Source organism: Nocardia sp. NPDC041819, assembly GCF_055590505.1.
Map to the genome: position 1 here is coordinate 1 of NZ_JBVJAP010000018.1, position 12,379 is coordinate 12,379.

General features: G+C 64.1%; 9 protein-coding genes and 3 pseudogenes. 6 read left to right on the top strand and 6 right to left on the bottom strand.

Annotated elements, in window-relative coordinates; all coding sequences use genetic code 11:
• Window positions 1-89: 89 nt before the first annotated feature.
• The 3 genes and pseudogenes from ACZ6DL_RS32655 to ACZ6DL_RS32665 form a co-directional block, all read right to left on the bottom strand.
• Window positions 90-795, bottom strand: a pseudogene (locus ACZ6DL_RS32655) (leucine zipper domain-containing protein); the annotation flags it as partial.
• Window positions 796-901: 106 nt separating this feature from the next.
• Window positions 902-2,002, bottom strand: a complete 1,101-nt coding sequence (locus ACZ6DL_RS32660) for an IS630 family transposase (protein ID WP_466056893.1) — start codon at window positions 2,000-2,002, stop codon at window positions 902-904.
• Window positions 2,003-2,261: 259 nt separating this feature from the next.
• Window positions 2,262-3,413: a serine hydrolase domain-containing protein gene (locus tag ACZ6DL_RS32665; protein ID WP_466056895.1), complete on the bottom strand. Its 1,152-nt coding sequence runs from the start codon at window positions 3,411-3,413 to the stop codon at window positions 2,262-2,264.
• Between the two features lie 793 nt (window positions 3,414-4,206).
• Here ACZ6DL_RS32665 and ACZ6DL_RS32670 point away from each other — a divergent pair.
• The 3 genes from ACZ6DL_RS32670 (at window position 4,207) to ACZ6DL_RS32680 (ending at window position 5,458) form a co-directional block, all read left to right on the top strand.
• The gene (locus tag ACZ6DL_RS32670; RefSeq protein ID WP_466056897.1) at window positions 4,207-4,659 is read left to right on the top strand and encodes a hypothetical protein; all 453 of its coding nucleotides are present in this window, start codon (window positions 4,207-4,209) and stop codon (window positions 4,657-4,659) included.
• A 25-nt stretch (window positions 4,660-4,684) separates the two neighbouring features.
• The gene (locus ACZ6DL_RS32675; protein ID WP_466056899.1) at window positions 4,685-4,831 is read left to right on the top strand and encodes a hypothetical protein; all 147 of its coding nucleotides are present in this window, start codon (window positions 4,685-4,687) and stop codon (window positions 4,829-4,831) included.
• A gap of 117 nt (window positions 4,832-4,948) precedes the next feature.
• The gene (locus ACZ6DL_RS32680) at window positions 4,949-5,458 is read left to right on the top strand and encodes a hypothetical protein (RefSeq protein WP_466056901.1); all 510 of its coding nucleotides are present in this window, start codon (window positions 4,949-4,951) and stop codon (window positions 5,456-5,458) included.
• 687 nt (window positions 5,459-6,145) lie between these two features.
• Here ACZ6DL_RS32680 and ACZ6DL_RS32685 read toward each other — a convergent pair.
• Window positions 6,146-6,289, bottom strand: coding sequence for a hypothetical protein (locus ACZ6DL_RS32685; protein ID WP_466056903.1), 144 nt, complete (start codon window positions 6,287-6,289; stop codon window positions 6,146-6,148).
• A 399-nt stretch (window positions 6,290-6,688) separates the two neighbouring features.
• Here ACZ6DL_RS32685 and ACZ6DL_RS32690 point away from each other — a divergent pair, with 399 nt between their 5' ends.
• Both ACZ6DL_RS32690 and ACZ6DL_RS32695 read left to right on the top strand, forming a co-directional pair.
• Window positions 6,689-7,012, top strand: coding sequence for a hypothetical protein (locus ACZ6DL_RS32690; RefSeq protein ID WP_466056905.1), 324 nt, complete (start codon window positions 6,689-6,691; stop codon window positions 7,010-7,012).
• An 11-nt stretch (window positions 7,013-7,023) separates the two neighbouring features.
• Window positions 7,024-7,731, top strand: a complete 708-nt coding sequence (locus ACZ6DL_RS32695) for a hypothetical protein (RefSeq protein ID WP_466056907.1) — start codon at window positions 7,024-7,026, stop codon at window positions 7,729-7,731.
• Between the two features lie 315 nt (window positions 7,732-8,046).
• Here ACZ6DL_RS32695 and ACZ6DL_RS32700 read toward each other — a convergent pair.
• Window positions 8,047-8,298 (bottom strand): annotated as a pseudogene (locus ACZ6DL_RS32700) (transposase); the annotation flags it as partial.
• 371 nt (window positions 8,299-8,669) lie between these two features.
• Here ACZ6DL_RS32700 and ACZ6DL_RS32705 point away from each other — a divergent pair.
• Window positions 8,670-9,423 (top strand): annotated as a pseudogene (locus tag ACZ6DL_RS32705) (IS5 family transposase).
• Window positions 9,424-9,428: 5 nt separating this feature from the next.
• Here ACZ6DL_RS32705 and ACZ6DL_RS32710 read toward each other — a convergent pair.
• The gene (locus tag ACZ6DL_RS32710) at window positions 9,429-11,999 is read right to left on the bottom strand and encodes an ATP-binding protein (RefSeq protein WP_466056909.1); all 2,571 of its coding nucleotides are present in this window, start codon (window positions 11,997-11,999) and stop codon (window positions 9,429-9,431) included.
• Window positions 12,000-12,379: the final 380 nt, after the last annotated feature.

Sequence of the window (12,379 nt, forward strand, 5' to 3'; positions counted from 1 at the left end):
GAGCGGTAGCAAGCAGGCGCCGGAGCCTCGAATTCTCACCCAACCGGCCGTGTCCGGTGAGAGCTTCGAGACCATCACCGAGTTTGAATGTCGGTGAGTACCCGCCGGACAGTGATTCCGTGGGCGTGGAAGTAGTCGCGTGCGCGTCGCCAGAACGCGGCAGCGGTTTCCTTGCGCTCGTCGCTCAGAATCTCTGAGTAGGCCAGGCGGGAATGGTCATCGACAGCGTTGTGCAAATAGCTGTTGCCGACATGGCTGCTTCCGTTGCGAAGCAACACTTTTCCAGGTGTGCGGGCGCGGTTGCGTCCGCCGGCGCGGCGGCCCACGGCACGGTGTCCGCCACCGTTGGGAATGTTGCCCAGTTTCTTTGATGTCGACATGCACCAGGTCGCCGGGTTCAGGGTGTTCGTAGCGGCGGATCACCCGGCCGGTGGCGCGGTCGAGCCACCGCAGCCGTGCCAGCCGGTAGCGGGCCAGGACTCGATGCACCGTGGCCGGGTACAGGCCGAGCAGGTAGGCGATCCGGGCCGGTCCCCACCGGCGCAGGAGGCGGAGTTTGATGATGCGCCGCTCGGTGCGCAGCGGGGTTCGTCGCGGACTGCGGTGCGGGCGGCTGGACCGATCGGCCATACCGGCAGCGCCGCCGGTCCGGTAGCGGTCGGCCCACCGTTTCGCCGTGGTCGCTGAGACCTGGAACCGTTCGGCGGCTCGCCGCAAAGGCCAACCGTCTTCAACGACACAACGAGCAAGCCGCAGTCGTCCCAGTTCTGACAACGGGGCATTACGGTGGGACACGAAGACCTCCGATTGGTGAATGCGTTCCTAGACAGCTCGCACTTCACCCGGAGGTCTTCGCCATGTCAGCCCGACACGCCGCTACCAACGTCCGTGGTCAGTACACCTAGTGTTCCGCGCCTGAAATGCGTTGAATATATCGGGCGAGGGAGTCGAGGATCTCCTCTGCGGTCTTCTTCCAGACGAATGGCCGGGGGTTTTCGTTCCAGTGCTCGATCCAGGTTGTGACGTCTTTCTCCAGTGCCGTGACGCTTTTGTGGACACCGCGGCGGGTGAGCTGGTCGGTGAGGTATCCGAACCAGCGTTCGACCTGGTTCAGCCAAGAGGAGCCGGTCGGGGTGAAATGGACGTGGAAGCGAGGATGCCGGGCGAGCCACTCGTTGACGATCGGGGTCTTGTGGGTGGCGAGGTTGTCGCAGACCAGGTGGACATCCAGTTCGGCGGGCACGGTCTTGTCAATTGTGACCAGGAACTTCTTGAACTCGGACGCGCGGTGGCGGCGGTGCAGCTCGCCGATGACGGTGCCGTCGGCGATGTTGAACGCGGCGAACAGGCTCGTGGTGCCGTGGCGGGCGTAGTCGTGGGTGCGGCGCTCGGGCATCCCCGGCATCATCGGCAGCACCGGCTGTGAACGATCCAGAGCCTGCATCTGCGATTTCTCGTCCACACACAGGACGACAGCCCGTTCCGGCGGATTGTGGTACAGGCCCACGACATCCACCACTTTCTCCACGAACAACGGGTCTGTCGACAGTTTGAACCCGTCGACAAGATGTGGTTTCAGTTCGAACCGCCGCCAGATCCGCCCGATCGTCGATTTCGACAGCCCGGTCCGCTCGGCCATCGACGACCGCGACCAATGCGTGGCATCACGCGGTGTCTGCTCCAGGGTCAACGCCAGTACCTGTTCCACGCGGTCCAACAGTATCGAGGGCGGCCGTTCCGGCCGGGGTTCGTCGACAAGGCCGGCCAGGCCGTGTTCGATGAAGCGTTTTCGCCACTTCGCCACGGTCATCGGCGTGACGCCTACCGCTGCCGCCACATGCGCGTTTGCTACGCCCGGCTCCGCGCACGCCAGCACGATCCGGCACCGCAACGCATACGCCTGCGTCGATGTCGCCGCCCGAGCACCCCGCACCAACTCCTGCCGCTGCGCCTCGGTCACCACCAACTCTGGACCCGATCTCGGCCTCCCCGTCCTCGCCACCGCCGAATCCTACAATTAACCAACGCATTTCAGGCGCGGAACACTAGTCATAGACCGTCGGCACGAACTACAGATCTGTGCGCCGCCCGTGCTGGACTAGGAGCTCCACTACAACGATTATCCGCGCACTTCCCGCCGGGAAGCCTCCCTCCAGCCAGCGGCCCTCCACCCACTAAATTCAGCTTTTCCACCGGTGATTCGTCTCTTGGACGCCTCGGGCAAATGCACCAGATGGTCCCAGCCTCACCGGCCGCAACGATCAGGGCTTCGAAGGCGCACTCTCGCACAATGCCTGGGAGACGGCGGAGCGGACGTCCGCCTTCTGCGCGTCAGTTCCGGGACCGAGGTTGGCCATAACCGTGGCGCTGCGGCCATCCGTCGTGGCGCCTCCCATCGTCTGGAAGCCAAAGATCTCTCCGCCGTGTCCCCAGTACATCCCACCGCATGGCAGTGGCGTGCTCCACAGACCCAGCCCGTATTCGTCGCCGTATCGATTGCCCGTCGGCCGCGTTGTCATCATCGCCTGCAGTTCGGCCGGAGGTAGCAGCCGTCCATGCACAAGGGCGCCGAGAAACTCGTTCAAGTCGGCTGCGCTGGAGATTATTCCGCCAGCAGCACCCGCAATTGTGGGATTAAATTCGGTGACGTCGATCGGTCCGGAGTTTCCCGGCGCGGCGTACCCTCGAGGATGGGTATCGTCGATAGTCGGTTCGTCCCCGGGAACAGCGGTGGCGCGCAGTCCAAGCGGCCGAATAATCCGCTGATGGATCTCCTCCCTGTATGGCCGGCCGGTGACCGTTTCGATGACCATTCCCGCCAGCACATAGTTGGTGTTCGAGTATTTCCAGTTGGTTCCGGGAGCGAATAGTTGCCGATGAGCGAGTGCGAGTCGCAGTAGTTCCTGCGGATCGTGGTGTGCGAGAGGCTCCTTCAGAAGGTGCTGTTTCGGATCGAGATATTGGATGTAATCGGGCAGGCCACTGGTGTGCTGGAGCAACTGTCGCACCGTGATGTCGTGCCCGTTATTGGCATTCCCCCAGATCACCTCGGGCAGGTACTGTTCGACCGGCGTGTCCAGCGCGACCCGATGCTCCTGAACGAGCTGCAGCATCACGGTGGCGACGAACATCTTGGTCATACTGCCGATGCGGAACCGGCTATCACCCGCCATTGGCGTGCGGGCTCCGAGGTCCGCAACGCCGCTCGTCAGCACGGTCTCCCCGCGCGCGTCGCTCACTTCGAGTAGAACGCCTGGCGCGCGGTTCTCATTTGTCAGGCGAAGCAATATATTTCGAGTATTATCGTAGCTCGACGGCATTGTCGTGTACACTGGACTTTCTGTCCCGCACGCGCCTACCGCGAGTGTCACGGTGGCGCACATCGCGCCGAATATGCGGGCGTAGCGTGACATTTCATTCTCCCTCGGCTCGGTGCAAACCCATGTTAGAAAGCGCTTGCCGGACGCGCCTCACCTGCGAGAGCCATCCGTTCTGCGGTGTCTGATACCCGAGGGCTAGTACTCCAGCATCACTTCGTGATGCTCCGCCAGCGAGACCCCCGTATCGCAACGTCTTTCTAGGAGCCAACCTCTAAGCCCGAGACCACAGCCCCTCATCCGAACCTGCATCCCCCCACTCCGCGCGGGTCTGGAACTGACTGGCCCCGTGAGGTCGGACGTCGGTGTGTGAATCTTGCGGCCCACACTTTTGGCGGGAAGGCTCGGTAGCGATGACCTCGGGAAAGAGGCATACCCCTGAGCAGGTCGGGCGCAAGTTGACCGAAGCCGATCGGCTGCTCGGCGAGGGCAAGGGGCGTCGCGGACCTGTGCCGGGCAGATCGCCGAAGCCACCTCCTACTGGTGGCGTAACCAGCGGACTGAAAGCGACGACGCGAAGCGGTTGAAGGACCTCGAAGGCGAAATACGAAGCTCAAGCGGCTTTGGGTCCCTCGGCGGTACGACACCATGCGTGGTCCAATACGATATGATCCGGTGTGGTGTCCGGAAGGTGTAGACGAAGCCTTCGACGTAGGTCGGCCTTGGTGATCTGCCCATTCATTGGCAGCTTGAAAGCACCGCCCTATTCGTCGAGGATGGGGGCAATCGATGGCCACCGATCGGGGTGAAGAATGTCCCGTGCGCGGCAAGCAAGTCGCCGAAACCTCCATAAGTCCACGATGGGTTCCGAGATCACCGGGCAACCGGGATGCCTGATCATGCGAACCTACTTGCCTCCGGTGGTCCCGGCGCGGTGGAACTATCGGAGGTCACCGTGGCGGCCGACGGTGCGACTCGCACGCCGCCGACCTGCCCGCAGCCCGCGCGGATGCCTGCGCTGGACGCCGCTATGCGCGCGGTCGCCGCGGCGGGCCTGCCGCGGCCGGGCCCCGACAGCACGGGATTCGCGCGCGTCGACACCAGCGGCCCGGTCTCGGCGTTCCCGAACCTCGACAACACCTATCTGCGCTGCGCGCTCACCCCGCCGGGCGACGACCGCGTGCTCGTCGTCCGCGGCAAGGCGCCGCGCACCGCGCGCGGCGAGCACCCGGCGCCGTGGCGAGCCCGGCGCAGCGGTCCGCTATTTCTCGATGCGCGTCTACCCCTCGCTTCTGCCGGGCCCGGTGGGCCGCAACCCATTGCCCGATGGCAGCGTCGATGAAGGATGCCGCACGGGCGACCAGACCGTGGTGGACGCCGAGGGCTATTACACCTACGTCGTCGGCACGGAGCAGCAGCGAGGACGGATCGAGCAGATCCCCGGCGCGATCTTCGTGCCTTTCGCCGCCGCCTACGCCGTGGACTTCGCCGCTGCATTGTCGCTCTCCTCCTGATCTCCGCGTCCTGCAGGGTTCCAGGGGATGGGGAGGGCGGCGTTGTCGAGACTGCGGCGGTGCCGGATAGTAGGCGTCAAGTCGATTAGGTATAGGTCGGACAGGAATTGACACATCGTGAATCAACGAGCGGGCACGGCTATCGGGATTGCCGCAGTGGGGATCGTGGCAGTCGGGCTGCTGGCGCCGCAGGCCGTCGCCGACATGGATCAGCAGCGACATACGCTCGCGCCCGGTGTCTGGTGCGTGGGGACGCTTTGCCGTAATGACACCGATCAGACCCACCGTATTGATTGGGAGGCAATCTGCTGGAATCTCGGAGCGCAGCAGGAGTGGGTCACGGTTCCGGGACAGCATACGTGGGTAGGACCACATACCTGGGTGAGCATGCGCACGGAATGCCCCACCGAGCGGGAACCGGACAGATGGGTGCAGCCCGATCCTCTCTACCACTCCCACAAGGACTGGCACTACCTCGAATACCAGCCGCCGTACTGGGAGAAGGGAAGAACCCACAAGGGTATTGTCTGGGATGCACAGCCCGCTGGTGCGGCTCAGGATGACTCGCAGCCTCCCGCCCCGGCGGTCCCCTCTCTCATGGATCTGCCCAGCGGGTCGGCCGGTTGAGCGAGTCGCCTCGGCGAATCCGCAGACCTTCCTCTCCGCGAGCGGGTCGAGTCGTATCGTCGCGGAGAAATACCCGGTCGAGTTGCGTGTGCGAGCCGTGTGGATTTCGCCGATGAGTTTATCGCTGGAGTTCGCCTATGCGCACCTGGGATCCTGGCGCCTATCGTGACATTCCTCGCTCGGGCCATCCTCAGGCATCGGTCCCGGTTTGGGCCTGCCCTGGCCCCGCGATGGGCCGCGAACTGGAACTGATCGCCGGGACGCATCCCAATGAGACCGTCGTAGTGGTCTGCCATCAAACCAGCATCCTCGCCGCAGCCGATCATCCTGGAAGCGACCTACTCCCGGGCGCATGCCCGATCGAGGTCGACGACACCGCGAGTCACCGAATGGCAGCTTCGCCACCTCGACCGCGGGGCGAGCGGGGCGGTGGGTGTTGCGGCGGGCGAACGACGCGGAACGCCTGAGGCCACCACTGCGCCGCATCACGCGGCGCGGACGACATTTATGAACATCTAATCGCCGCACCAGTCGGTAAGGGCATCCGGTCAGAGACCGCGATGGCCTGTCCGGTCAATCCTGACCGGTCAGTTCCGCGGCGCCGTTGACATTGGCGTCGTAGAGATCGGTGCGCTGGATCTCGCACAGCGACTTGAGAGGGTTGGGGGGCGGGGCTCGCGAGCGTGCTCAGGCGTCGGAGTCGAGCTCGTCGGCGTCGTCGGCTGTGGCGTAGGCGAGGTGGTCGATCTGCTGGATGGGTTCTTCGACGGCGTCGAGCTGGTCGCTGGTGAGCGCGGGGATCGCCACGATCGCGGTGGTGCTGATCGACACCCCGCACGCCATCTCGGAAAGACGAGGTCACCCGCCCTTTCGGTACACTTGCCTGGGTGCCGCGTCACCACCGCGGTCACCAATCGCTTCTCGAGGCCACAACGCGTCGACCGACGTCGACCACCGAGGAGCTTCTCCGATGCCCACACCTCGCCCCCCGGCCGCGCAAGGACGGCACGGTCAACTGGCAGGTTCCCTTCCACTACTACGAGCCCGACGGCACACGCCGTCAGTCCTCGCAATCCTTCGATGACTACGCCAAGGCCCAGTGGTGGGCCGGCCTGATCGACCGCGTCGGGATCGACGAGGCAGTGAAGGTTCTCGACACCGAACACGACGTCGAGTCCGGCACCGTGCTGCTGGTCGAGTGGCTGACCAAGTACGTCAACCGGCTGACCGGTGTCCAGGACGACGGCCGCCGCAAGTACACCTGGCTTACATCCGCAACGACATCACCCGTTCTTCGGCGAACGCGCCCCACTGGACGCCGTCACTCAGGACACTGACGCGGCCTGGATCATCTATCTCCAGCAGGACAAGGGCAACTCACCCAAGACCATCTCCAACAAGCACGCCTTCCTCAGCGCCGCGCTGCGCGCCGCGGTCGAACAACGGCCGGTGCTGCTGCCCTACAACCCGTGCGTGGGGATGCGTCTGCCGCGCCACGATCGTGCGGAGATCGACATCTTCGACAACGACGAATGGGAGCTGTTCGAGCAGTAGCTGGGCCGGCAGTGGCGCCCCAAACCGAATTCGGCCTGGTGTCCATGGCACGCCCCAGCGAAGTGGGTGCCCTGCTGGTCCGCGACGTCGATCCGCGGACGGGCGCGGTGCGGATCAGCAAGGCGTGGAGGGCGCGTGGCAGCAGGCTCGTGCTCGGCAAACCCAAGTCCAAGCGCGGCATCTGGACGGTCAACGTGCCGCTCGAAACGCTACGGCGGCTGGATCTCGGGCGGCCGGGGGACAGCCTGCTGTTCCACACCGACAACGACACCCCCGTCACGGCCTATCACTTCTACAAGAACGCCTGGCAACCCGCACTGCGCCGACTCGACGTGCTCGACTGCAGAGATCGCAGGCTCCTGCGTAACAAGGCACTATGGCGTGACGCCGACCCGGAAGATCTGCTGGCTCGGTTCGGCCCCGCCATTCGTACGCTCAGCGGCAAGGTCCTGACCCCCGTACACGCTGCGCCACACCGGCATCTCGTGGAAACTGCAGGACGGTGTCCCGATCTTCGTCGTCTCCCGCGACGCCGGACACGAATCGGTCAACACCACCGACCGCTACTACGGGCACAACGACCGGAAAGCCAGCGAATCCGCCGCGCAGGTCGTCGCGGGCCGATTGCCCAGAGTGCGCGCCAGCATGCTCCGTATCGCTGCCTGAGGACGTCAACCCCATCGGTCGTCACAACAGAAAGATTTCGTAAAACCGACTAGCACGGGATACATTCGAGCTGTCAACTGTTTGAGCGATCGGATGGTAGGCGCGAATACCCCTGAACGAGCCCTGAGCCGCCGCAAACCGGCTCGGGGCTCATTCGGTTCCGGCCCATAGCTTCCTAATGCGGTTGCGCACGAGTCACTTGGGCTGCTGATCCAGCACAACGGCACCTTGGGGACGTCAGCCGATACGTTCATGCTTTCCGTGGGGAAGCGGGTGGGTCCAAGATTTGCCGACAGGACCGGCTGACCTGCCGCCGGGGACTGTGTTCTGCTCTGACGCAGATAGTTCGGCGTGAAGCTGTTGTTAGGTCACCGATGCTTGGATTGTGATTGTGCCGGAATCACACGTCGCCGGCGGGTGGCGCGTCGTCGTGTGGGCCGCGGCCGACTGTCAGCCTCTGGTGGTGTGGTGGGTGTGGAGGTTGGTTTGGCGGGGCTGGCCACCCTGGCGCCGGTGGGGAGGGCAGCGTCGAGCTGCCGATCGCCATAGCGACTGAGCCGGTGCACCCGTCGATCAGCACTGGCGATCTCAACCGGGGCGGTGCCGTTGTAGGTGGCATACCTGGACCACCGGGCCGATGAGCGGCAAGGGGAGCACCCTCCATACGAACGAGTCCGAATCGGGAGCAAACTACGCCGGACAGCGCGTGCTCGTGGTCGGCGTAGGAACGAGCGGACACGACACTGCCCGCGGACTGCATCTCAGTGGCGAAGGATGCCACCCGCCGGTGCCGTCTCACCGGCTTCCAGCGCCCGCCAGCTTGAGTCCATAGGCGCAGGAACAGCCCTATTTAGAGCTCCTAACAGAATAATCTTGGTGTGGTTTTGATCTCGTCGGTTGTTGATCATCTGGCGTGAGGTTGGTGTTGGCCCAGCGCAGGCCGTGGGAAGTCGAGGACGGGCTGTGGGAGCGTGTCGAGCCACTGCTACCGATGGTCGAGCGGCGCTTCCGACATCCTGGGCGCAAACGGCTTGACGACCCAAAGCCCTTGTGCGGCAACTTGTTCGTGTTGTACACCGGCATTTCATGGGAGTTCCTGCCCCAAGAGCTGGGGTACGGTTTCGGCATGACCTGCTGGCGTCGGTGGCGGGACTGGCGCGAGGCGCGGGTGTGGCAGCGGTTGCACGAACTGTTACTGGCCGGGCTGAACGCTGCCGGACTAATCGACTGTCTTGCGCCGCAGTCGGCGGTTCGCACGTCCGAGCGTTAAAAGGGGGCCGAAAACCGGTCCGAGTCCGGTCGACCGTGCCAGGACCGGTTCTAAGCATTATGCGATCTGCGAGGACGGCGGTATCCCGCTGGCGGTGACGCTGACCGGCGGGAATCGCCACGACTCACCCAACTCGCCCCGCTGATCGAGGCGGTTCCCCCGGTGCGGGGACGACGTGGCCGCCCGCGTCGCCGCCCCAGCGAGCTCTACGCCGACCGAGCCTACGACTACGACATACACCGTGCCCGTGTACGCGCCAAAGGAATCAAGCCCCGGCTCGCTCGCCGCGGCACCGACCACGGCTCCGGGCTGGGCGTCTATCGGTGGGTCGTCGAGCAGACCATCGCACTGCTGCACTGGTTCCGCCGCCTACGCGTCCGCTGGGAGATCCGCGACGACCTCGATGAAGCCTTCCTCAGCAATCGCTTGCAGCATCATCCGCTGGCGTCGGCTCAAGAACACCTCATTCTCTTAGGAGCTCTAAGTAGGCAATTCTGGTCGTTTTCGTGCTGCAGCGTGGACCTCAGGCATGTGATGTGCGGGGACCTTCGCGATGATGTCTTTTCGCGCTGAGATACTCAGCTTCGAGAAAATCGCCTGCACCTGCGCATCGATCGTCCGTCGGGATACTCCTCGAAGCTCGGCTATTGCCCGGTTGGTCCACCCTGCCGCGACCAAGATAGCGATCTCGAGCTGGGGCTTCGATAGGGTGTGCCAGGGGCTTGCTAGTACCGGGGGCGGCGCGGAGTCTATCGTCAACTCGCCGAGAGCTAGACGGTGGACCTCGTTGTGCGCGGGGCTGAGTCGCGCACCGCGGTTCTCGGCGGCGGTGTATGCGACGTTGCCGAGTGTCTTGCGTGAGACGGCGGCGGCTCGGCGTGACTCGTCAGCGAAGCTGCCCATCGCTTCGATGTCGATGCCGAGGCGGATTCGTACGGCACTCACACCGCCAACGAGGTAAGCGATTTCCGTGGCCAGCGCCCGACTCTGAGGGTGGTTGCTGCCCCGGATTGCGATGAGAGCCGCCAGCGCCCAAGTCCGCAACTCCACTGCCCACGCCGCGCCCCACTGATCGCGCACCGATAGCTGGTGACGCAATGCGTGATCCAGGATCGCCAATGCTTCTTCGGGGTCGCCGTGCTTGAGCAGCGCGACTGCCCGGCTGAGCTCAGCCCAGGAGGCCGCCCATTCTGCGCCGGACGTTCTGGCTTGTTCGAGGCAACGCTCGGAATCTCTGTGGGCCTGCACAGCTGACCCACGCAGGCCCGCCGCAAAGCCTGCAAACATGCCGGCCAACATCTCGCCACCGGGATTGCCGAGATCCCGGAACTTGTCACGGGCCCGCTCGAGCACGGCGATCGCGCTCGGATCTCGGTCGCGCATGAACATTTCAGTGCCCCAGGCCAATTCCAGTCGCGGAGGGAGGCCGAAGTCCGTTTCCGGGCTGTTGCGCCAGCTGGTGCGGTCGGCATCGGGAATACAGGCGGCGACGCAGGCCTCGATCAGGTGGTGAGCGTCTTGCCCTTGGCGCACGGCGAGCCAGGCGATCGCCGACCTGGCATCGATCTGCAGCGCGGTCGGTGGGGGGTTGATCGCCTCGGATGCATCCAAGCATCGCTCGGTCAGGCGCCGGATATCTTGTAATCGCCCTCGTACGAAAGGGGCACGGAGAGCTATCAGTCCAAGACAGATCTCCAGACCGGCTTCCGCCGTGCTGGGTGAGGTGAGGGAAGTCTCGACGGCAGTGAGGATGTTGTCCCATGACGCCCTGGCCCAGTCCAACACGACGCGCTCGCCCGGACTGAACCAGCGGTCGGCGGCATCGGTGACTCGGTCTCGGTAGTAGCGCAGATGCCGCTGAGTTAGGTGGACCCTTTGATCTTCCCCATTACTGCCAGTGCGCCGGCCCAGTTGCTTCCACGCGAACATCCGCAAACTTTCCAGCAGGCTGTAGCGCACCGTCGAGGTGGTGATGTGGACGGTGACCAGCGATTGATCGACGAGGCGCTCAATCAGATGTTGAATCTCAGAGCGCGGCAAAGCGGTCGGCGCATTGACGTTGTCGCAGTCGTCGACTCCATCCCCGCATACCGCTTGGATCGCGTCGAGGTCGGCCCCGACATCCGCGGCGGCGGTGCGCGCGTCGGCGTCGTCGGGATGGGTGTCATGCCCGGCGGCGAAGACCGACAGGCGATCAAACAGCAGCTGTTCTTGATCGGAGCACAATTCGTACGACCACCGGATGACGTCAGTCACTCTCCTGTGCCGGGCATCGACTCCCGCACGAGGCCCGGTCGACCAGTCCATCCGCTGATCATCTGCCCGGCCGGTCAGTTCATCTCTGATACCTGCCAGCGACTGGTATCGCCGCCGCGCGGCCGCCAATCGAATATAGAGGGGATGGTGATGTACGTGGCGGCAGATCTCTGTGGCGATCTCGACCTCGTCCGCTCCCGTGACCCGGTGGCCGGTGAGCTCGACGCGTTGCCGGAAAAGCTCGAGCGCTTGATCCTTGGTCAGTGGGGGAACGTTCCTCACGTTCTCATCGGCCCAGCCAAGGGAGATCCGACTTGTTGTCAGGACGGTCAGGCCCGGGAACGTATCGAGGAGATCGGTGACGAACTGCAAGAGGGGGTCCAGCACGTGTTCGCAGTTGTCGAAGACGATGACGGTCCGCCGGGCCTGGCCCTCCTCATCGGTGCTGGCGCTGGTCAAGCGGTCGACCAGGGCTTCCCATCCAGATCGCTCGGAGAACTCGGCATCGACGACAATCCGGGTGGTCTCTCGTTCGACTGCCGCATGATCTGACTCAGTCGGCAGCCGGGCGAGTGGTACCCAGTAGACCTGAGCTTCGCGGTCTTTGGCTCTGAGACGCCGGATCGCCTCAGCAGCCAAGGCGGTTTTTCCGATACCGCCCGACCCGGCCAGCGTGATGAGCCGCTTGCTCAGTAGAAGGTCGTGAACCTCCTCCAGCTCTCGATCGCGGCCGACGAAGTTCTGAGTTGGCGCCGGTACTCCACCTCCCACACGCCCCGCCCCTGGTTCATGCATATGCCGAACTATACAACCGAAAAAGGATGGTTGGTCTCCAAAGCGCTGCTGATTACCTGAACCTCGTGGTCACCAAGCTATATGGCCAGCGCAGAATGCTCATCGCGACGCTGCCGGGCTGATGCACATGACGTCGAATGCTGGGCGACGCTAGCGGAGCTAGTGCGGGAATTGTCCGGGGGCAGAAGGAGGGGGCCTGGCGCTCCAGATCGTCCACGGGCGATGGTAGGTAAGCATGTTCGTAGGTAGCTACCTATGCTGCCTACGCGTCGACCTGTGATCTCATACTTTCCCGCAATCCGCCCACGTGCCTTGCCTGCAGAAACTACAGCTGACCGTCGTTTACACGAAGCCGTTCAAGCGATAGGTAGGCATAAACG